The organism is Dermacoccus sp. PAMC28757 (assembly GCF_014302635.1).
Classification (GTDB): domain Bacteria; phylum Actinomycetota; class Actinomycetes; order Actinomycetales; family Dermatophilaceae; genus Dermacoccus; species Dermacoccus abyssi.
The window spans coordinates 1,251,207-1,271,111 of the sequence record NZ_CP060292.1; the positions used below are offsets into that span (position 1 = coordinate 1,251,207).

The window sequence follows — 19,905 nt, forward strand, 5'->3', positions numbered from 1 at the left end:
GGCAGTCGATCCGTTTCCCCGGACGTGCCGCAGGGTGCTCGGGCGAGTTCGCCCCGAGCACCCCGTCAGGCGTCGAGCATCACTTGATGGCGTTGACGGCCGTCTTGACCTTCTCCTGGACGGAGGTCGGCAGCGGGGCGTAACCCTGCTCCTCGAGGCCCTTCTGCACGTCCTCGCTCGCGAAGTGGTTGAGGAACGCCTTGACCGACTTGCCCTTCTCGGCGTCCGAGTACTTCGAGCAGACGATTTCGTACGTGACGAGGACGATCGGGTAGGTGCCCTTCTCCTTCGTCGTGTAGTCGAGCTTGAGGCGCAGGTCGTTGCCCTTGCCGTCGATCTTGGCTGCCTCGACGGCCTTGCCGGCCGACTCACCCGTGAGCTCGACGGCGCCGGCGCCGTTGTCGATCTTGGCGACCTGGAGGCCGTTGTCCTGCGCAGCCGACCACTCGGCGTAGGTGATGCCACCGTCGGTGGACTTCACGGCGGAGGCGACGCCGGCCGTCTTGGCCTTGCCCTCACCCTTGCCGGTCCACTTCTTGGCCGGCTCGGCCGTCCACTTGTCCTTCGCGGCGCCGTTCAGGTACTTCGTGAAGTTCTCCGTCGTGCCCGACTCGTCGGAGCGGAAGAAGACCTTGATGTCCTTGGCCGGGAGCTTGACGCCGGAGTTGATCTTGGCGATCGCCGGGTCGTTCCACTTCGTGATCTTGCCGTTGAAGATGTCGGCGAGGACGGCGGGCGTCAGGGTGATCGGGTCCTTGACGTCCTTGAGGTTGTAGGACACCGCGATCGGGCCCGTCACCATCGGGATGTTCCAGGCATCGGAAGCGCAAGCCTTCTTGGCCTCGTCGACCTCGATCTTGCCGTCCTTCGGCTTCGTCTTGAGCGCGGAGTCGGAGCCGGCGAAGTCGACCTGCTTGGCGATGAACTGCTTGATGCCGTTACCGGAACCGGTGCCGTTGTAAGTGACGGTGGCGTCGGAGCAGTTCTCACCGTAGGAGTTGATGGCTTCCTGAATGGCGTTGTCCTGGGCGGTGGAACCCTCGGCCTTGAGGGCCTTCGTTCCGCACTCGCTCGAGGAGCCGCCGCCGGACTTGGAGGACGAGTTGTCGGAACCGGACGTCTCGCTGCCACAGGCGCTCAGGGCAAGGGCGCTCGCGAGCGCGACACTGGAGATGCGGGCAATGCTCGTGATCTTCACGGTGGGTGTACCTCTCGAAAACTGGATTCCGGGCATGCGCCTGGACGTGATGGAACATAGGCGTCGAGAGTGACCGGATGGCCCTGCTTCGGTGAACGGAGCGTGAACGTGACGCCGCCCGAATGATATGTGCATCACATCCGTTTCCGACCGGCGGTTGGCCGCGTCGGTGAGGGCGCGTCAGCGTTCGAGCACAGGCGTGCGCAACCGCTCGACCGAGATCACCTGAGCGTTCGCTCCCGAGCCCAGCATCTGACACACGAGAACCTCGCCCTTGTCCATGCCGTTGGCCTTGATGCGACCGAGCAGGCGACGGGCCGGAGATCCCTTCGGAGCGTGCTCGGACAGCGTTGCGACGAGCGCCGGCAGGAGTGGGCGGTGGGTGCACAACGCGACCGGTAGACCGCGTTCGAACGCCTTGACGAGCTGTCGCCCGGCCTTGGCGGGGGAGACCTCGAAGGTCTCCTCGGACAACGCGGCCTTCGTGCGAAGCGGCGTGCCCGTGGCGTTCGTGAACGGCTTGACCGTCTGGACGCAGCGGGCCGACGACGACGAGACGACGCGCTCGGGCGTCCACGCACCGAGGACCGGCACGAGGGCCTTCGCGCGCTGCTTGCCGCGATCACTCAGGGGGCGTCGAGCGTCGTCGGAACCGCGGTAGGCAGAGCGGGCTTGAGCGTGAGAGTGACGTACGAGCAGCAACGGCCACGTCTCGAGGCGCCCGGTGAGCTCCGCTTCGACGAGCGCGTCGAGTGGCAGGTGATCCCGCGAGTAGCTCAGCTTGCGCCGGGCATTCTCAACGGTGAGCCAGCGGACCTCGTCGACCTCGTGGTCGAGCGCGCCACTGCCGCCGACGACCTCGGCCGCCCAGTAGCGCACCACCTTGGTGCTGCCGTTGGCGAGGCCGTAGACGAGTTCGGGCAGCGGAATGCCGAGACGGACGGCCAGACCTGTCTCCTCGAGCACCTCGCGCACAGCCGCCTCGGCGAACGTCTCGCCGGGGTCGAGTTTGCCCTTGGGCCAGGACCAGTCGTCGTAGCGGGCGCGGTGGACGAGCGCCACCTCGAGGCGCCCCTGACGGCGGCGCCACACGAGCGCGCCGGCGGCGGCCACGACCGACGTGTTGCTGCTGCGGCGACCGTTGCTCACCGGCGACGGGCCTTGCGACGGCGCTTGGAGTAGGCCTCGATGAGGTCGGCCTGGTAGTCGTGCTTCGGTTCACCGTCGGTGAGGAGATTTTCACGGTGCCACCGGCCCTCTGCATCGAGACGCCACGACGACGTGGCGTCGCTCATACCTGCGGCCACGAGATCGATGAGGGTCGAGACCTGACGCTCGTCGGTGAGCCCGACGAGGGCCTCGACGCGGCGGTCGAGGTTGCGGTGCATCATGTCGGCGCTGCCGATGTAGACGGCCGGCTCCTTGCCCTCGATCTCGAAGATGAAGACGCGGCTGTGCTCGAGGAAGCGACCGAGAATCGAGCGGACCTCGATGTTCTCGCTGAGACCCGGCACACCGGGGCGCAGGGCGCAGATGCCGCGTACGAGCACGTTCACCTTCACGCCGGCCTGCGAGGCGCGGTAACAGGCGTCGATGATCTGCTCGTCCACGATCGAGTTCACCTTGATCGAGACGGTGGCCTTCTTGCCGGACTTGGCGGCCTCGATGCAAGCGTCGAGGCGTTCGAGCAGCCCGCTGCGAACCGAGCGCGGGGCGACGAGCAGGCGCTTGAACTTGGCACGCGGGGCCATGCCCGAGAGCTGGTTGAACAGGCGTCCGATGTCCTCGCCCACGTCCGGGTCGGTGGTGAGCAGGCCCAGGTCTTCGTACAGGCGCGCCGTCTTCGGGTTGTAGTTGCCGGTGCCGACGTGGCAGTAGCGGCGGATGCCGTCGCCCTCGTGACGCACGACGAGGCACAGCTTGGCGTGCGTCTTGAGCCCCACCATGCCGTAGACGACGTGGACGCCCGCGCGCTCGAGCTTGCGGGCCCAGGAGATGTTGTTCTCCTCGTCGAAGCGGGCCTTGATCTCGACGACGGCGAGCACCTGCTTGCCGGCCTGTGCGGCGTCGATGAGCGCCGTGATGATGGGGGAGTTTCCGCTCGTGCGGTAGAGCGTCTGCTTGATCGCGAGGACGTCCGGGTCGGCGGCGGCCTGCTCGACGAACGCCTGCACCGACGTCGAGAACGAGTCGTACGGGTGGTGCAGCAGGATGTCGCTGCTGCGCATCGCGCCGAGGATGTCGGGGGCTTCGGAGCGCTCGACGGGTGCGAGCAGCGGGTGCGTCTTCGGCAGGAAGCGCGGCCACTGCAGCTCGCTGCGGTCGAGATCGGCGATGTCGCCGAGGCCACGCAGGTCGAGCGGTTCGGGCAGGCGGAAGACCTCGTCGTCGCTCACGCCGAGTTCGCGGGTGAGCAGTTCGAGGACGTGGGCGTCCATGTCGTCGGCCACCTCGAGGCGCACAGCCGCACCGAAACGACGACGCGTCAGTTCCTTCTCGAGAGCCGTGAGGAGGTTCTCCGCGTCGTCCTCCTCCACCTCGAGGTCCTCGTTGCGGGTGACGCGGAAGGTGAAGTGCTCTCGCACCTCCATGCCGGGGAAGAGCACGTCGAGGTGCTCGGCGATGACGTCCTCGAGCGTGACGAAGCGGGCGTGGTAGAGCGCGTCCTCGTCCGGCCCTGCAGGCAACTTCACCATGCGGGGCAGCAGCGGCGGCACCTTGACGCGGGCGAAGTGCTCGCGCTCCGTCTTCGGATCGATGAGCAGGACGGCCAGGTTGACCGACAGGCCCGAGATGTAGGGGAACGGGTGCGCCGGGTCGACGGCGAGCGGCGTGAGGACGGGGAAGACCTGCGACTCGAAGTAGCGGCGCAGGTACTCGCGGTCGGCCTCCGTCAGCTGTGTCGGCTTGAGCAGCTGGATGCCCTCGTCCTCGAGCGCCGGGCGCACCTGACGCTGAAAGACGCCCGCGTGGAGATCCATGAGGTCGTGCGAGGCGCGGGTGAGGTCGTCGAGGAGCTCGCGCGGTTCGAGGCCGGAGGCCGAACGCACGGCGAGACCAGCAGCGATGCGGCGCTTGAGGCCGGCGACTCGCACCATGAAGAACTCGTCGAGGTTGCTCGAGAAGATCGACAGGAAGCGGGCGCGCTCGAGCAGCGGCACGTTCGGGTCGGTGGAGAGCTGCAGGACGCGCTCGTTGAACTGCAGCCACGACATCTCACGGTCGAGGAAGCGATCGCCCGGCAGGTCGTTCGGAGCCTTGTCGCGTTCGGCGTCAGGGCGGGGAGCGTTCTCGGCGGCCCGCGGGCGTGCGGCGGCGCGGGGCTTGAACCGGGCGACGGCAGCCGACGACGTGGTGTTCGGCGCGGGTGGCGCCACCTCGCCGGTGCCCGTTGCTGCATCCAGCGTGGCGTCGGCGCCGGCCGGAGTGGCGGTACGTGGACTTGCCGGCGTCTGCTTGCCGGAGCCGCTCTTGGCCGGCGTGCGCTTGCTCGCGGAGGCCTTCGGGGTGTTCTTCGAACCGGAGGTCGAGGCAGTCATGCCCCTATCGTTACAGGCTCTCGGCGCCGGTGTGAACGTAGAGGACGTCCTGAGCCGATTTGTGGAATCCGCGACGTGTGTAGGTGGCCTTGGCGGGCTCGTTGTCGCCCTCGACGTAGAGCTCGACCTCGTGGACGCCGAGCCCGGCGAGGTGGGCCAGCCCGAGGTTCGTCAGCGGTCCGGCGAGCCCGCGGCCCTGGTAGGCCGGTGCGACGGCGACGACGTACACCTCGCCCGTGTCGCTGCCGGGCTCACGCTTCGTCCAATGCGACGCGGCCAGTTCGCCGCTCGGCTCGTGCCACACGAGAATGAGCCCTTCGCGCTCGAACCACTCCTCTGCCATACGCGCGCGCAGGTCGTCCATCGTCATCCGGCCCTGCTCGGGGTGGTGGACGAAGGCCGCCGCGTTCACGTCGAGCCAGGCCCGGGCCTGGTCGTCACTGCCGTCGAAGGGACGGGCGACGAACCCCCCGGGGAGCTCGACGTCGAACGTCTCCTCGGGGCTGACCTCGCGGCTCATCTGCCACAGGTCGCGCACGCGTTCCAGACCGAGCGCCTCGGCTAGGGCGCGCGCACTCTCGAAGTCGCCGTGGGCCCACACGCCGTAACGCTCGACGTTCTCCCCTTCGGCAGCGAGCAGCGCCGTGGCGACGCCCCGGCGGCGATGCTCGGGGTGCGTCACGAGATCGCACGCGGCGCCGTCGCCCTCGGCGTCGACGAGGACGCCCACGATCGTTTCGTCGCTGTCGCCCTCGGCAACGCGCACCACGCTGTCGCCGGCGCCACGCTGGATCGCCAGGCGCGACTCCTCGTTGAGCGCGCCGACACCGTCGACCGCCTCGGCGCTCGCGGCGAGGGCGAGGATCGCGGCGGAGTCGTCTGGAAGATCGGCGGGGCGTACGCGATAGGTCATGCAACCACCCTAACGAGCGGCATCGGGGCGCCTCGGTTGCTCGACGAAGCGGTAGCCGACGTTACGCACGGTGCCGATGAGGGCGTCGTGTTCGGGGCCGAGCTTCGCGCGCAGGCGCCGCACGTGGACATCGACGGTGCGGGTGCCACCGAAGTAGTCGTAGCCCCACACCTCCTGCAGGAGCTGATCGCGCGTGAAGACACGGCCGGGGTGGCCGGCGAGGTGTTTGAGCAACTCGAACTCCTTGTACGTGAGATCGAGCGCAGTGCCGCGGATGCGTGCCCAGTAGGCGTCCTCGTCGATGACGAGTTCACCCGCGGTGATGCGCGCCGTGCGCTCCTCGTCGGCGCCCGAGCGCGCGAGGGCGAGCCGGATGCGAGCGTCCACCTCGGCCGGCCCGGCGGTGTCGACGAGAACGTCGCTGACGGCCCACTGCGTGGTCAGCGCCACGAGGCCGCCCTCGGTGAACACGCCGATGACGGGCAGATCGGGCAGCAGCTTCTCGAGCGACGTGGAGACGCCCCGCATGGCGACCAGATCGGAGCGCGCGTCGAGCAGGACGAGGTCGGTGTCGGTGCGGGTGGCAACCGCCGAAGCCTCCGGGGCGATGACGCGAACCCGGTGGGCGAGCGCCCCCAACGCGGGCAGAACCTCGACGCTCGCACCGCGTGCGTTCGTCAGCAGGAGGAGGTGCGCCACGCGTCAAGACTACGGTTGGTGCAGGTAAGCCACCGAAAGGAAGGGCCGAAGAGTGGACACGACGAGCGTCCGAGTTCGCTACTGGGCCGGCGCCGAAGCGGCCGCCGGTGTGCAGACCGAAGACCTCGACGTCTCGGGTGCGAACCCTGTCACCGTGGGACACGTGCGCCGCGCGGCGCTCGCAGCGCACCCGACGATGGGTGACGTCCTGGCGCGCTGCAGCGCCCTGGCCGACGGTCGGCGTCTCGACGACGACGCCGTGGTGGCCGAGGGCGTCACGGTGGAACTTCTCCCGCCGTTCGCCGGGGGATGAGCGAGGGTGGAAGGATGGGCGCGTGAGCGTACTGACAGCCCCCACGCCGTCGCTGCGCGCCTCGGGCGCCCTGGCCGGTGTCCTCGCCGGCGGCGCGGTTGCGGTCTCGAGCGCCCTGCCCGTCGGAGGGGTCGCCTTCGTCAGCCTCGCGCTCGGTCTCGTGCTCGCTTGGGGCTGGCCCCGGTTGGTCAATCTGCCGAGCCCTCGCGGTACGAGTACCGTCCTCGCCCTCACGGCCGTGGCCCTCACGGCGACGATGGTGGCCGGCGACGCAGGTAATCGAACCCGCTGGGCCGGCGCGGTCGTCTCGCTCGGACTCATCGCGAGTTTCCTGCACCAGCTCATGCGCCAGGACGGGCGTCCGCGCCTCGTGATGTCACTCGCCGGCACCGCCCTCGGGCTCGGTGTACTCGGCGCCGGTTCCTACCTCGTGCCGGCCGCTGACGACGTGACCTCGCACCGCCTGCTCGTGAGCGTCGGCGTCGCGGCGGCGCTCGGTTGCCTCATCGACGGCATTGCCGGGGCGACGTCCCGACGCCTGGAGATGGGGATGGGCCAGACGATTCTCGGTGGCCTCGTGGGTGCCGTGGGTGCCGTTGCGGGCCTCGACCCGGTGGTCGCGATCGCGGCGGGTGCCCTCACGGGTCTTCTGTCGTGGGCCTGCCTTCGCACGACCGTCACGATCGCGACGTCGGCGCATCGGCGCGCACAGCTGGCCGCAGGCAGTGCCTGCGTGCTCGTGTGCGGATTCCTGCCGGTGGCTCTCGCCCAACTCGTCTGACGGCTCGCGCCAGAACCGCAGCGCGGCGAAATCTGCCGCGCACAGCTTGGGATCAGACGCTCACTCGACGCGCTTGAGCTCCGCCGAGGCGTAGCTCTGTAGCGGGTTGCCCCCCTGGGCGATGTCGTAGGCCCACATGAGGTTGCTGTTGACGTAGCCGAGCAGACGAGCGCCGGCGCTGTACTCCGGCGCCTGCGGCGAGCGGATGACGCCGTCGGTGCGCAGTTCGATCTTCGCGGGCGACGTGGTGCCGTAGTACATCTCGACGATGCCGGAGGGATGGGTCACCATGAACTCCACCTCGTTGTTCGCCAGCGGCCGCCAGTAGCCGAACTCGGTGTCGATCGGTTCGACCTTGTTGCCCTCGTCGTCGAGCTTCCACATCTTCGAGTGCCACTCGAGGAAGGGGCGGTCGTCGTGGCTGACGACGACCTCCTGGCCGAAGTTGGCCGACTCCAGCCCGGGGTAACCGATGACTCCGGCACCTTCCCAGCGGCCGATGAGCCAGGCGAGGGGTGCGAGTTCCTTGGGCATGTTCACATCAAGTTCGAAGGGCACGCGACCAGGCTAGCCGGTCGCGTGCCCTTTCTCGAAGGTGCTCGGGGAGCGTCAGCCGCCCTTGCGGCCGTTCGGGACGCCCGTCATGTCGTCCTTGCGCAGACCGTCGCTCAGCTTCTTCAGAGCGGGTTCGTCGACGTAGTCGACGGAGCCGGCGCCCGGCTCGTTGCCGAAGCCGGTGATGGGCGCGGTGTAGAAGGTGATGTTCTCCTGCTTGAGGCCCCGCAGGCTGTAGGCCAACGACGTCATGTAGTTCGTCGTGAAGTCCTTGTCGACCGCGAGGTTGTTCGAGATGTCCTTGGTGATGTTCGTGATCGTCATCGGGTTGGACAGGACGCCGCGTGACTTCGCCTTCTGGAAAATCGCGAAGATCCACGCCTGCTGGTTCTTGCCGCGGTCGATGTCGCCCTGCGCGAGCTGCTTGCGCTCCTGGACGTAGCGGCGCGCCTGGAGGCCCGTGAAGTGGTTCATGCCCTGCTCCCACTTGCCGTCCTTGCCGAGGTCGACCGGCTGCTGGACGTACATGTCGACGCCGCCCATGTGGTCCGTGAGCTTCTCGAAGCCGGAGAACCCGATCTGTGCGACGTGGTCGATGCGCACGTTCGTGGCCTTCTCGATCGTCTGCACGAGCAGCGTCGGGCCACCGTAGGCGTAGGCGGCGTTGATCTTGTTCTTGCCGTGCCCCGGGATGTCGACGTACATGTCACGCGGGAAGTGCACGACCTCGACCTTCTTGCGGTCGTTGCTGATGTGCACGAGCTGGATGACGTCGCTTCGGCTGCCGTCGCGAAGGTTCGTGTCGCGGCTGTCCGAGCCGAGCAGGAGGATGTTCTGTGAGTCGCCTGCCGCGTCGTCGCGCTTCACGGTGCTCGAGGGGAGTAGGTCCTCGCGTGAGATGTCCTTGTCGAGGATGTACTTGAGGTACAGCAGGAAGCCGCCCACGGCAAGGATGACGACGAGCAGCATGGCGAGCAGGATGTAGAGCAGCGTGCGTAGCTTGCCGCGCTTCTTGCGACCGGCAGCCTGCGCGCCCGCGCGCCTTTCGGTGTGGTCGGAGGAGGCAGCATCCGAGGAGCGAGTGCTTCGCTCCTCGGCGGGCTCGTCGTCCATGGCGTGACGGGGCGTATGTGGCGGCTGCTCGGACATGGTTCAAGCATAGGCGGGGCGCCCGGGGGATTTCGTGTGCTGGCGTACCGTGGCGGGTGTGAACGAGGACGTACGCAACGAGACCCCGAACGAGTCGACCTCAGGGCCGGCGTCGCCCGCTCTCACCTGGCCGGGAGCGGTCGCGGCGGACGGCGTCTGGTCGAACGTGGCAGCCCACTACGGCGACCCACTGCGCGAGCAGAAGATGCTCGAGGACGGTGTCGGTGCCGTCGACCTCTCGTCGCGGGGTGTCGTTCGGGTGAGCGGACCAGACCGCCTCAACTGGTTGCACTCCATGACGACGCAGCACCTGGCGAACCTCGCGCCGTTCACCTCGACGCAGGCTCTCGTGCTCGGGCCCAAGGGGCACGTCGAGTACGACCTGCACGTCGTCGACGACGGAGAACGCACGTGGATCACGACCGACCCCGGCAAGGCCGCGGGTCTCGCCGAGTTCCTCGAGCGGATGCGGTTCATGTTGCGGGTCGAGGTTGAGGACCTCACGGATTCCTACGCCGTCATCGGTGAACCGACCGCAGCGCCGTCCACCCCCGAGGAGTTGCGTGAGCGCGGTGTCATCGCCTGGGTCGACCCGTGGCCGCGGATGGGGGAGGACTCCGCCGATTACTCGGGCGGTGTCGAGCACCCGGGCGCCGACTGGGCCTGGCGGGAGCTCGTCGTCCCGCGGGAACGCTTTGTCGAGGAGTTCGGCGACCGCGCCCCGGTGGGCCTGTGGGCGCTCGAGGCGCTGCGCGTCAATGCGTGGCACCCGGACGGCTTGGCGGAGGTCGACCACCGCACCATCCCGCACGAACTCGATCTCCTGCGCACGGCGGTTCATCTGCACAAGGGGTGCTACCGAGGTCAGGAGACCATCGCGCGCGTCCACAACCTCGGCCGTCCGCCGCGTCGACTGGCCTTCGTCCACCTCGACGGAAGTGGGCACACTCTGCCCGACGTGGGGGCCGACGTCACGGTGGCCGGAACGGAACGGCCCGTCGGGCGCCTGACGTCGGTGGCTCGTCACCACGTTGACGGCCCCATCGGTCTCGTCGTGCTCAAGCGATCGACGCCGGTCGATGCGGAACTGTACGTCGGAGGGGTGGCTGCGGCTCAGACGCCGATCGTCCAGCCGTGACACGCCCGGGTTGTCCGCCCGAGACGCATAATGTGACATAAATCACATTTGCTGTCGCGGTGCGGCCCGCTTGGACTCCGTCGGATGATCTGACCACCTTTGGGGATGAGTTGCACCACCCCTAAACCTGGCCGCGTCCGTTCCCGAGGGTGAATCGGCGGGTGGTCTTCGACGCCCCGCTCAAGCTGAGGTTGCATGCGTTCTCGCACCCCTAGCGACGGAGCCTGGTGACAGGGGCCACCAAAAGTGGTTGCGTGGTGAGCAAGACGCACGGCCGGTGAACTCCGGTTCGTTCCAGGACGATCCGGCGCGTGCACACCTTCATCGATAGGAGATTGCAGATGCTTTCCGTTGACGATGTTCTGGCAGCCCGTTCCGGCAAGGCCTACGACAGCGACGGCGACAAGGTCGGCTCCGTGGGCGAGGTCTACCTCGACGACCAGACCGGTCAGCCGGCCTGGGTGACGGTCAACACCGGCCTGTTCGGCACCTCCGAATCCTTCGTTCCGCTCGAGGGCGCCCGGGTTGAGGGCGATGACCTCCACCTGCCGTACTCGAAGGCCAAGATCAAGGACGCTCCGCGTCAGGACGCCGACAAGCACCTCGACGTCGAGCAGGAAGAGGCGCTTTACCACTACTACGGCCTCGGCAACGGCGCCGGTGACCGCCGCGACTTCGACGGCGAACGCGACCGTCGTGACTTCGACGGTGACCGTGACCGCGACGCGGCCGTCGGTGGCGCTGCGGGTACCGCTGGTGCCGCAGGCGTGGCAGGCGCTGCCGGCCGCGACCGTGACTTCGACGGCGACCGCCGTGACGTCACCGCGGACCGTGACCGCGACGGCCACACGGTCGACGACAAGGCGCGCGACATCGCGGACAACCGTGACGGCGAAGGCGTCGTGCGCCACGAGGAGCGCGTCAACGTCGGCACCGAGCGTCGCGAGAGCGGCAAGGCCCGCCTGCGCAAGTACGTCGTCACCGACCAGCAGCAGGTCGACGTGCCGGTCAGCCGCGAAGAGGTCAACGTCACGCGTGAGCCGATGAACGAGCGTGCGTCGAACGTCACCCTTGGCGAGCAGACCGAGACGGTCACGCTCCACGAGGAGCGCCCGGTCGTCGACAAGGAGACCGTCGCAGTCGAGCGCGTCGGCCTCGATGTCGACGAGGTTCGTGACACCGAGCGTGTGCAGACCGAGGTTGCCCACGAGGAGGTCGAGGTCGACACCGACGGCACGCGTGGTCGCACGGGCGACCGTGACGTCGACGCCGCGCGCGGTCGCACCGCTGACCGTGATGGTGACGGCCACACGATCGACGACAAGGCTCGTGACTTCAAGAACAAGCACTGACGTTCACGAACGTCTCGGGCGGCATCGTGACGCAGCATTGATGCCGTGAGGCCGCAGGCCCCGTACCGCTTCGGCGGTGCGGGGCCTGCGTCGTCTCCGCCGGGCTGCCGGTTGTCGGTGTCCGCCCCTAGGCTGGAGGTGTGAACCCTCTTGATGCGCAGACCGTCTCCGCCGCCCTCGCCTCGGCGCCCGTGCTCGCACGGGTCGACCGGTCGGGCTTCGTCGAATCCGTGCACCACGGCCTCGTCACCGTCACGGGTTCTGACGGGGGCGTCGAAGCGGCGTGGGGACCGAGCGACGCGGTGATTTTTCCGCGCTCCTCGAACAAGCCGTTGCAGGCGCTCGCGATGGTGCGCGCCGGGCTCGACCTACCCGACGAATTTCTCGCCCTCGTGTGTTCCAGCCACTCCGGTGAGCAGTTCCACATCGACGGTGTGCGCGCGATCCTGGAGCGTCACGGCCTGAGCGAGGCCGACCTGCAGAACACCTCCGACCTGCCCTACGACGACGTCGACCGCAAGCGGTGGACCCGAGAGGGGCATGAGCCCGTCCCGATCGCCCAGAACTGTTCGGGCAAGCACGCGGGCATGCTCGCGACGTGCACGATCAACGGCTGGGACACGACGACGTACCGCGATCCCAACCACCCGGTTCAGCAGCTCATGGCCGAGACCCTCGCCGAGATCGCCGATGACGAGGTGGCAGCCATGGGTGTCGACGGGTGCGGCGCCCCGGTGATGTCGCTGTCGATGGCGGGCCTGGCGCGGGCCTTCGGTCGTCTCGCAGCAGCTCCCGAGGGCACGCACGAGTGGCGGGTTGCTCGAGCCATCCGCAACGCTCCGGCCTTCCTCGGCGGCTCGCGACGTGACGTGTCCACCCTCGTCGCCGGCGTGCCCGGGCTCATCGCCAAGGACGGCGCGGAGGCCTGCTATGCCATCGGCCTGCCCGACGGTCGTGGGGTCGCAGTGAAGATCGCCGACGGCGCTCAGCGCGCCCGGCCCGTCGTGGCGGCGGCGGTTCTTCGTCGCATGGGCATCGATTCGCCTGCGCTCGACGAGTTGGCCAAGGCCGACATCCTCGGTCACGGCAAGCGCGTCGGCGGCGTCACCGAAGCCTTGGGCGAGCCGACGACCGGTCGCCTCTTGGTGCCCAGAGCGGGCGCCGAATGAGGGCCGTGGTTCAGCGCGCCCTCGAGGCGTCGGTGACGGTCGGCGGTGAGGTCGTCGGAGCACTGCCCGGGCCCGGTCTCGTGGCCCTCGTCGGAGTCACCCACGACGACGGTGACGCTCAGGTCGAGGCCATGGCGCGCAAGATCGCCGGGCTGCGCATCATGCCGGGCGAGGCCTCCGTGAGCGACCTCACAGAGCGCGGCGCGAGCACCGGCGTGCTCGTCGTCAGCCAGTTCACGCTGTACGGTGACGTGCGCAAAGGGCGACGACCGTCGTGGGGCCAGGCGGCCCCGGGTGACGTCGCCGAACCACTCGTTGATGCTCTCGCCGACGCTCTCGTCGCTTCGGGAATCGCGGTGGAAACCGGGCGTTTCGGCGCCGATATGAAGGTGGCACTGACCAATGACGGACCTTTCACGGTCATCATCGACGTCTGAGACGACGCCCGCGTCCCCGCGACGCGAGAGCACGACCCTCGACAACCCCTGGCCGGCCCTGTGGGCCCTGTGCCTGGGGTTCTTCATGATCCTGCTCGACACGACGATCGTCGCCGTGGGTACGCCGGCCATCATGAACGGTCTGCACGCCGATCTCGGTGCGGTGGTCTGGGTGACGAGCGCGTACCTGCTCGCCTACGCGGTGCCACTGCTCGTCTCGGGGCGTCTCGGTGACCGGTACGGGCCGAAGAACGTCTATCTCGTGGGCCTCGCGGTGTTCACGCTCGCCTCGTTGTGGTGTGGCCTCACCGGGTCCATCGAGGGGCTCATCGCGGCCCGCGTTCTGCAGGGCCTCGGCGCTGCGGCCATGTCCCCTCAGACGATGGCCGTCATCACGCGCATCTTCCCCGGTGAGACCCGCGGTACGGCGATGGGTCTGTGGGGCTCGGTGGCCGGTGTCGCGACGCTCGTCGGCCCCATCCTCGGCGGTGTGCTCATCGACCACGTCGGCTGGGAGTGGATCTTCTTCATCAACATTCCGGTCGGCATCATCGCCTTCGTGATGGCACTCAAGCTCGTGCCGAGCCTGCCGGTCCACACGCACACGTTCGACTGGATCGGCGTGTTGCTTTCCGGCATCGGCATGTTCCTGCTCGTTTTCGGCCTGCAGGAGGGCAACCGCTACGACTGGGGCACGATCACGGGTGTCATCTCGGTGCCGCTGCTCATCGTGGCGGGTATCGCCGTCCTCGTCGCCTTCGTCGTGTGGCAGCGCCTCACACGTGCGGAGCCGCTCATTCCGCTCGTGCTCTTCACGTTCCGCAACTTCTCGCTCGCCAACGTCGCGATCTTCGGCGTGGGCCTCGCCATCACGGCGATGAACTTCCCGATCATGGTGTGGGCCCAGAGCGTACGCGGATGGACGCCGACTCAGGCGGCCCTCCTCATGGCTCCGACGGCGGTGCTGACGCTCGGGCTGGCGCCTGTTGCTGGTCGCCTCGTCAACCGGATGCACCCGCGCCTCATCGCGGGCTTCGGGCTCACGTGCTTCGCGGTGGGCATCGTCTGGTACGGCCTCGCTCTCCACTCCGACACCCCGTGGTGGCAGCTCGTCGCCCCGGCCCTCGTGCTCGGTCTGGCCAACGCCTTCATGTGGGCGCCGATCTCCGTGACGGCCACGCGGACCCTCCCGCCCGCGCGAGCGGGTGCAGGCTCCGGAGTCTTCAACGCGACGCGCCAGCTCGGTGCGGTGCTCGGTTCGGCCGCCATTGCAGCCCTCATGGAATCGCGATTGGCGTCCCACCTCGGGGGCTACTCGATGCCCGCGGGTGAGGCGGGGGGCGGCGCTCGCGTCCCCGCCGTGGCTGCGGAGTCCTTCTCCCGTGCGATGGGCGAGTCGCTCTACCTTCCCGCGGCCGTCGTCGCGGTCGGTGTCGTGGCCGTCCTGTTCTTCGTCAACCCGCATCAGGCAGAGCGCCGCTGACCTCGCGGTGGGCGCCCTCAGCGGGTTGTCGGGCAGCGCCTCTACAGTGAGGGCATGGATTTCCTGTTCGAGCTCCAGATGGGCGCGATGCTCATCCTCAGCGTCATCCTGTTGGGCGTCGAGGTCTGGGCCTTCGTCGAGGCGTTGCGCGGGCGAGCCGACCTCTTCCAGGCGCACGGCAAGCTGACGAAGCCCGCGTGGGTCGCCATCACCGGTGTCGCCGCGCTGCTCGGCTTCATCTCACTCGGGCGTCCGGTCAGTCTGCTCGGCATCATCGGCGTCGTCGCCGCGGGCGTTTTCCTGGCCGACGTCCGCCCGCTCGTGCGGCCCGGCAAGGGCAACTCGAGCGGCCCCTACGGGCCGTGGTGACCAGCTGTGGCAGCTAAGTTCATCGACGGCCCGTCGGGGGCTCTCGAGGTCGTCAGGGCAGGGCGAGGCGAACCCGTCACCGTGTTCGCGCACGGTATGGGAGCCTCGATTCCCTCGACGCGGCCCTACGCGTCGGGCGTCGACGGCACGCGCGTCTTCTTCCACTTTCGCTCGCACGGTCGCTCGGCGCCCGCGTTCGACGGCTGGGACTACGACCACACGGCTGACGAGCTGCTCGCCGTCGCCGACGCCTACGGAGCCACGCGCGCGCTGGGCGTCTCGATGGGTGCCGGGTCGATCCTGCGCATCCTGCAACGTGACCCGAGCCGGTTCGAGCGCGTCGTCCTCGCCATTCCGGCCGTCATCGACTCACCTCGCAACAGCGAGGGGCTCGAACGGTACAGCGCCATGGCCGAGGCGTCGGCGCGCGGTGACGCCGGCCCGATTCGCGCTCAACTCGAAGCCGAGATACCCGAGGCCGTGCGCGGCGACGACGCGGCGCGGGCATGGGTCGAGCAGCAGACCGAGGTCTTCCTCGGCCCCGGGATGGCTGAGGCGCTGCGCGACCTGCCCCACGCCGTGCCGGTACCCGATGTCGAGCGCTTGCGCGATTTCACGCTCCCCGTACTCGTGCTCGCGCAGGAGGGCGACACCGTGCATCCCGTCTCGTCGGCGGAGCGCCTCGTGGAGTATCTGCCGAACGCCCGGCTCGAGGTGTTCGACGAGAACGGGCTGCTGTGGGGCCACCGCAGTCGCGTGCGCCAGGTCGTCGGCGCATTCCTTTCTGACGACCATCAGAACTAGACTCGGTTCCGAGTTGCCCGACCGGGTGGCCGGGAAGAAGGTCGAGGAAGAGCGTTGCACCGCATCCAACCCGTGATCAAGGACTACGCCTGGGGCTCGCACGTCGCCCTGGCGCAGCTTGCCGGGCGCGAACAGCCGAGTGCCACGCCCGAGGCTGAGCTCTGGGTCGGCGCCCACGAAGCCGGCCCGGCCCGTGTCGACCTCGGCGGCGGGCACTTCTGCGGTCTCGACGAACACATCGCCGGAGACGACGAACGCCACCTCGGCACAGGGTCGCTCGACGCCTTCGGTCGACGTCTGCCGTTCCTGCTCAAGATCCTCGCCGCCGACAGAGCGCTTTCCATCCAGGCACATCCCGACGCAGCGCGGGCGGCGTCGGCCCCCGAGGGTGTCTACGGTGACTCCTGGGCCAAACCGGAGGCGTGGGTACCGCTCACCGAGTGCGAAGCCTTCGCCGGCTCGTTGCCGTTCGACGAAGCGAGCGCGCTCCTTGTCGGCCTCGACGTGCCCGCGCTCACCGCTCTCGTGGATCAGGCGAGGGGGGCGGCTGATCCGGCGCACGCGTTGTTGGCGGCCCTGCTCCACGTTCCTGCCGATGACCGGGCCGAGTTCGTGGCTGCTGTCGTGGCCGCCGTCCGGGCGCTCGTCGACGCAGGTTCGGCCGACGAAGCGACCGCGCGGGCACTGAGCACCGTGCTCGACGTGCACGAGCAGTTCCCAGGTGACGTGGGCGTCGTTGTTCTGCTCACGATGCGCCACCTCGTCATGACGCCCGGGCGCAGTTACTTCATCGGAGCGGGGGTTCTCCACTCGTTCGTGCACGGTACGACGATCGAGGTGCTGGCCAACTCCGACAACGTCGTGCGCGGTGGGCTCACGCCCAAGGAGACGAACGTCGAGGAACTGCTCACGATCGTCGATGTCAGGACGCCGGTCGAAGCCCAGGAGCCGCGGCGCCTGGGAGACGGAGATGGGTCGACGCTGCATCACCCCACAGCAGCGCCCCATTTCGAGCTGTTCGAGGTACGGCCGAACGAAACACCGACGGCGCTGCCGATCGGCGGCGCTCCCGCCGTCATGCTCGCGCTCGACGCACCGGTCACGGTGCGCTGCGGTGACGAAGCCATCCGTCTGGAGCGTCTCGAATGTGTGTGGTCGTCGGCCTCGGACCCCGACGCCGTCGTCACCGGCGTACCCGGCTCGCGGCTGTTCGTCGCGAGCGTCGACATCTGACGCACGTCCCCGTCAGGCGCGGGGCGCGACAGCCGACCAGTCGACCGTGATCTCACCCAGACGCCATCGCGTCGGGCCGTCGAGCAGTGGCCAGCCGTCGTCCTTGAGAGCCCGGGCGCTCGCCACGAAGCGCTGGCGCGCGCCGTGAGGAGCGAGCGGTGCATTGATCGTCCACGCGCGAGAGAGCGCTGCGAGGTAGGCATGCACCGGTTCGTCCGGCACGTTGCGGTGGATGAGCGACTTCACGAGCCGCGGTGCGACGTCCATGGGGTCGCCGAGGCCTGCCAAACGCAGCGAAATCGTGAAACTCACCGGGCCGTCGGGGGTGACGGCCACCCACGTGGAGAGCCGCCCGAGCTCGTCGCAGGTGCCGTCGAGGAGGAGGCCGTGCGGGGCCAGGCGCGAGCAGATCCGCTCCCACGCGCCGGCCACCTCGGACTCGTCGTACTGACGCAGGACGTTCGCGGCGCGCACGATCGTCGCGCTGCGGCCGGCGTCGAGGGGTATCTCGAAACCGCCGCGACGGAACGACAGGCCTGCGAGACCGGAGTTGTGCGCGAGCAGCTCACGCCCCTGCGCGACGCGTGAGGCCTCGATCTCGATGCCGACCGTCTGCACGTCGGGACGTACCCGCCGCAGTCGGTCGTGCAGTTCGACGGCCGTCACGGGGGAGGCGCCGTATCCGAGGTCGACGACGATCGGCGGATCGTCCATCCGGCGCAGGCGCCAGGCCTGCGGGCCGGTCAACCAGCGGTCCTGGCGGCGCAGACGGTTGGGATTCGTCGTCCCCCGCGTCACGGCGCCAACAGGTCGGGAATGCACGGCCCCAACGTATCGTTCGACCGTTCGTGGACCAATCTCGCACCAAGCCCTTCGGTAGCGCTCCCGCGGCCCGCGACTGCAGCGGCCCCGTACGGCACGTGGCCATGGTGAGCGTCCACACCTCCCCGTTGTCGCAGCCCGGAACGGGCGACGCCGGCGGTCTCAACGTCTACGTCGTCGAGACGGCGAAGCGGTTGGCCGAGCGCGGCGTCGAGGTCGACATCTTCACGCGCCGCACGAGCGCAGCCCTCGGCGAGCAGGTGCAACTCGTGCCGGGCGTCACCGTCCACCACATCGCGGCCGGGCCGTACGAGGGCCTCGGCAAGGAGGACCTGCCGGGCCAGCTCTGTGCGTTCGCCGCAGGCATGATGCGCGTCGGGGCGTCGAAGCCGGAGGGGCACTACGACCTCGTGCACTCGCACTACTGGCTCTCGGGCCAGGTGGGTTGGCTCGCCGCCGACCGCTGGCGGGTGCCGCTCATCCACACGATGCACACGATGGCGCGCGTCAAGAACGCCCAGCTCGCCGACGGCGACACCCCCGAGCCCGCCGGGCGCGAGATCGGCGAGGAGCAGGTCGTCACCGCGGCGACGAAGCTCGTCGCCAACACGCCGGGTGAAGCGCGCGAACTCATCGAGCTCTACGGCGCCGACTCGTCGAAGGTCGAGGTCGTCACGCCCGGCGTCGACCTCGACGCCTTCAAACCGACCGACGGCGCCGGTCGCCGCGAGGCACGCGTACATCTCGGCGTCGAGCCGGACGCGCAGGTCGTGCTGTTCGTCGGGCGCATCCAGCCGCTCAAGGCCCCTGACGTGCTCGTGCGTGCGGTGGCCGAACTCGTGGCCGAGCAGCCGGAGCGGCGCTCGCGGCTCCGACTCGTCGTCGTCGGTGGCCCGTCAGGTTCCGGCCTCGACAAGCCGCTCGCGCTGCAGACCTTGGCCCGCGACCTCGGCGTCAAGGACGTCGTCGACTTGGTGCCGCCCGTCGACCGCAGCGCGCTCGTTCGGTGGTTCCACGCGGCCGACGTCGTTGCGGTGCCGTCGCACAGCGAGTCCTTCGGGCTCGTCGCGATCGAGGCGTCGGCTTCGGGCACGCCCGTCGTCGCCGCCGCTGTGGGCGGGTTGCCCACAGCCCTCGGTGACGGGGGAGTGCTCGTCGAGGGCCACGATCCGCTCGACTGGGCGAAGGCCCTCGGGTCGTTGCTCGACGACGACGCCCGCCGCGCCGAACTCGGCGAGCGCGCCGTCGCCCACGCTCGTCAGTACGGCTGGGACGTCAGCGTCGACCGTCTGCTCGACATCTACGCGAACGCCTGCCACGACGACGCGAGCACGGACATTGACGCCTCGCGCGCGCTCGTGGGCGTCCCCAGCGCCATCGTTCCCTGACCTCCGCCCGCCCGCGTAGGTTGGAGTCATGAGCACCGACGACCTCGTTCAGGCAGCGGAAGTGGCGGTTCGGGAGTGGCTGGAGGCCTCCGAGCTGGAATGGGAACTCGGAGCGTCGAACGGCGAGTTCGTCGTCACGCTGCCGGGGGAGAAGAAGCTCAAGACGGTGACGTCGCTCGTCGTGGGGGATCGCACGCTCAAGGCGATGGCGTTCGTCGTGCGCAACCCCGACGAGAACCACGAGGAGGTCTACCGCCTCCTGCTGCAGCGCAACCTGCGAATCCCGGGGGTCGCCTACGGCATCGACGGTGCGGGCGACGTCTACCTCACCGGCCGCCTGCCGCTCGCGGGCCTCGACGGTGAGGCGCTCGACCGGCTGCTCGGCGTCATGCTCGAAGCGAGCGACGGCATCTTCAACGATGTGCTCTCGCGCGGCTTCCTCACGTCGATGAAGAAGGAATGGCACTGGCGCACGACGCACGGCGAGTCGACGCGCAACCTCGAGGCCTTCCGCCACCTTCTGGAGAACGACTGAACCCCGGACGCCGGCGGCTCGGACGTTA

At 68.9% G+C, this 19,905-nt stretch carries 20 protein-coding genes; 12 read left to right on the forward strand and 8 right to left on the reverse strand.

The features are described from left to right. Nucleotides 1–79: 79 nt before the first annotated feature. The 5 genes from pstS to H7F30_RS06110 all read right to left on the reverse strand — a co-directional run bounded on the left by pstS (nt 80) and on the right by H7F30_RS06110 (nt 6,349). Nucleotides 80–1,198, reverse strand: a complete 1,119-nt coding sequence (pstS, locus tag H7F30_RS06090; RefSeq protein WP_187037392.1) for a phosphate ABC transporter substrate-binding protein PstS — start codon at nt 1,196–1,198, stop codon at nt 80–82. A 180-nt stretch (nt 1,199–1,378) separates the two neighbouring features. Beyond that, nucleotides 1,379–2,347, reverse strand: coding sequence for an NUDIX hydrolase (locus H7F30_RS06095; RefSeq protein WP_187037394.1), 969 nt, complete (start codon nt 2,345–2,347; stop codon nt 1,379–1,381). Continuing rightward, on the reverse strand, nt 2,344–4,737 hold the full coding sequence (locus tag H7F30_RS06100; protein ID WP_187037396.1) for an RNA degradosome polyphosphate kinase: 2,394 nt from the start codon (nt 4,735–4,737) through the stop codon (nt 2,344–2,346). The genes H7F30_RS06095 and H7F30_RS06100 overlap by 4 nt, the downstream gene beginning before the upstream one ends. A gap of 10 nt (nt 4,738–4,747) precedes the next feature. Further along, complete coding sequence (mshD, locus tag H7F30_RS06105; RefSeq protein WP_187037398.1) at nt 4,748–5,650, reverse strand: mycothiol synthase; 903 nt, start codon at nt 5,648–5,650, stop codon at nt 4,748–4,750. A gap of 9 nt (nt 5,651–5,659) precedes the next feature. Then, complete coding sequence (locus H7F30_RS06110) at nt 5,660–6,349, reverse strand: response regulator transcription factor (RefSeq protein ID WP_129665542.1); 690 nt, start codon at nt 6,347–6,349, stop codon at nt 5,660–5,662. Between the two features lie 52 nt (nt 6,350–6,401). Between H7F30_RS06110 and H7F30_RS06115 the strand changes: the two genes are divergently transcribed. Both H7F30_RS06115 and H7F30_RS06120 read left to right on the forward strand, forming a co-directional pair. Continuing rightward, nucleotides 6,402–6,662: a MoaD/ThiS family protein gene (locus H7F30_RS06115; protein WP_047312344.1), complete on the forward strand. Its 261-nt coding sequence runs from the start codon at nt 6,402–6,404 to the stop codon at nt 6,660–6,662. Between the two features lie 22 nt (nt 6,663–6,684). Further along, nucleotides 6,685–7,443, forward strand: coding sequence for a hypothetical protein (locus H7F30_RS06120; protein WP_187037400.1), 759 nt, complete (start codon nt 6,685–6,687; stop codon nt 7,441–7,443). 60 nt (nt 7,444–7,503) lie between these two features. On the opposite strand, the gene H7F30_RS06125 is transcribed toward H7F30_RS06120, so the two are convergent. Continuing rightward, the gene (locus H7F30_RS06125; protein ID WP_129665546.1) at nt 7,504–8,001 is read right to left on the reverse strand and encodes an FABP family protein; all 498 of its coding nucleotides are present in this window, start codon (nt 7,999–8,001) and stop codon (nt 7,504–7,506) included. A gap of 51 nt (nt 8,002–8,052) precedes the next feature. Further along, nucleotides 8,053–9,147, reverse strand: a complete 1,095-nt coding sequence (locus H7F30_RS06130; protein WP_129665548.1) for an LCP family protein — start codon at nt 9,145–9,147, stop codon at nt 8,053–8,055. A 58-nt stretch (nt 9,148–9,205) separates the two neighbouring features. Here H7F30_RS06130 and H7F30_RS06135 point away from each other — a divergent pair, with 58 nt between their 5' ends. From H7F30_RS06135 to manA, 8 genes are all read left to right on the forward strand, one after another. Next, on the forward strand, nt 9,206–10,285 hold the full coding sequence (locus tag H7F30_RS06135) for a folate-binding protein YgfZ (protein WP_187037402.1): 1,080 nt from the start codon (nt 9,206–9,208) through the stop codon (nt 10,283–10,285). Between the two features lie 341 nt (nt 10,286–10,626). After that, nucleotides 10,627–11,637, forward strand: a complete 1,011-nt coding sequence (locus tag H7F30_RS06140; protein WP_187037404.1) for a DUF2382 domain-containing protein — start codon at nt 10,627–10,629, stop codon at nt 11,635–11,637. 140 nt (nt 11,638–11,777) lie between these two features. Further along, nucleotides 11,778–12,806, forward strand: coding sequence for an asparaginase (locus H7F30_RS06145; protein WP_187037405.1), 1,029 nt, complete (start codon nt 11,778–11,780; stop codon nt 12,804–12,806). Next, nucleotides 12,803–13,243 (forward strand): D-aminoacyl-tRNA deacylase, encoded by a 441-nt coding sequence (gene dtd / locus H7F30_RS06150; protein WP_047312339.1) that lies wholly within the window; start codon nt 12,803–12,805, stop codon nt 13,241–13,243. Before H7F30_RS06145 ends, dtd begins: the two co-directional genes overlap by 4 nt. Next, the gene (locus H7F30_RS06155) at nt 13,209–14,726 is read left to right on the forward strand and encodes a DHA2 family efflux MFS transporter permease subunit (RefSeq protein WP_187037407.1); all 1,518 of its coding nucleotides are present in this window, start codon (nt 13,209–13,211) and stop codon (nt 14,724–14,726) included. Before dtd ends, H7F30_RS06155 begins: the two co-directional genes overlap by 35 nt. Before the next feature lie 54 nt (nt 14,727–14,780). Next, nucleotides 14,781–15,095 carry a DUF2516 family protein gene (locus tag H7F30_RS06160; protein ID WP_047312337.1) on the forward strand — a complete coding sequence of 105 codons (315 nt, stop codon included), beginning with the start codon at nt 14,781–14,783 and terminating at the stop codon, nt 15,093–15,095. 6 nt (nt 15,096–15,101) lie between these two features. After that, on the forward strand, nt 15,102–15,899 hold the full coding sequence (locus H7F30_RS06165; protein WP_187037409.1) for an alpha/beta fold hydrolase: 798 nt from the start codon (nt 15,102–15,104) through the stop codon (nt 15,897–15,899). A gap of 54 nt (nt 15,900–15,953) precedes the next feature. Next, nucleotides 15,954–17,132: a mannose-6-phosphate isomerase, class I gene (manA, locus tag H7F30_RS06170; protein ID WP_255464978.1), complete on the forward strand. Its 1,179-nt coding sequence runs from the start codon at nt 15,954–15,956 to the stop codon at nt 17,130–17,132. 12 nt (nt 17,133–17,144) lie between these two features. Here the strand turns inward: manA and H7F30_RS06175 are convergent, their stop codons facing one another. Continuing rightward, nucleotides 17,145–17,954 (reverse strand): class I SAM-dependent methyltransferase, encoded by an 810-nt coding sequence (locus H7F30_RS06175; RefSeq protein WP_187037413.1) that lies wholly within the window; start codon nt 17,952–17,954, stop codon nt 17,145–17,147. A gap of 104 nt (nt 17,955–18,058) precedes the next feature. On the opposite strand from H7F30_RS06175, the gene mshA reads away from it, so the two are divergent. Together mshA and H7F30_RS06185 are read left to right on the forward strand one after the other, a co-directional pair. Continuing rightward, on the forward strand, nt 18,059–19,342 hold the full coding sequence (gene mshA, locus H7F30_RS06180; protein WP_187037894.1) for a D-inositol-3-phosphate glycosyltransferase: 1,284 nt from the start codon (nt 18,059–18,061) through the stop codon (nt 19,340–19,342). A 28-nt stretch (nt 19,343–19,370) separates the two neighbouring features. After that, nucleotides 19,371–19,877 carry a YbjN domain-containing protein gene (locus tag H7F30_RS06185; RefSeq protein ID WP_187037415.1) on the forward strand — a complete coding sequence of 169 codons (507 nt, stop codon included), beginning with the start codon at nt 19,371–19,373 and terminating at the stop codon, nt 19,875–19,877. The last annotated feature ends 28 nt before the right edge of the window (nt 19,878–19,905 follow it).

What these genes read in the sequence shown, in the direction of transcription:
- H7F30_RS06100 (WP_187037396.1), bottom strand. Translation starts at nt 4,737, where the DNA reads ATGACTGCCTCGACCTCCGGTTCGAAGAACACCCCGAAGGCCTCCGCG.
- mshD (WP_187037398.1), bottom strand. Translation starts at nt 5,650, where the DNA reads ATGACCTATCGCGTACGCCCCGCCGATCTTCCAGACGACTCCGCCGCG.
- H7F30_RS06130 (WP_129665548.1), bottom strand. Translation starts at nt 9,147, where the DNA reads ATGTCCGAGCAGCCGCCACATACGCCCCGTCACGCCATGGACGACGAG.
- H7F30_RS06140 (WP_187037404.1), top strand. Translation starts at nt 10,627, where the DNA reads ATGCTTTCCGTTGACGATGTTCTGGCAGCCCGTTCCGGCAAGGCCTAC.
- dtd (WP_047312339.1), top strand. Translation starts at nt 12,803, where the DNA reads ATGAGGGCCGTGGTTCAGCGCGCCCTCGAGGCGTCGGTGACGGTCGGC.
- H7F30_RS06155 (WP_187037407.1), top strand. Translation starts at nt 13,209, where the DNA reads ATGACGGACCTTTCACGGTCATCATCGACGTCTGAGACGACGCCCGCG.
- H7F30_RS06160 (WP_047312337.1), top strand. Translation starts at nt 14,781, where the DNA reads ATGGATTTCCTGTTCGAGCTCCAGATGGGCGCGATGCTCATCCTCAGC.
- mshA (WP_187037894.1), top strand. Translation starts at nt 18,059, where the DNA reads ATGGTGAGCGTCCACACCTCCCCGTTGTCGCAGCCCGGAACGGGCGAC.
- H7F30_RS06185 (WP_187037415.1), top strand. Translation starts at nt 19,371, where the DNA reads ATGAGCACCGACGACCTCGTTCAGGCAGCGGAAGTGGCGGTTCGGGAG.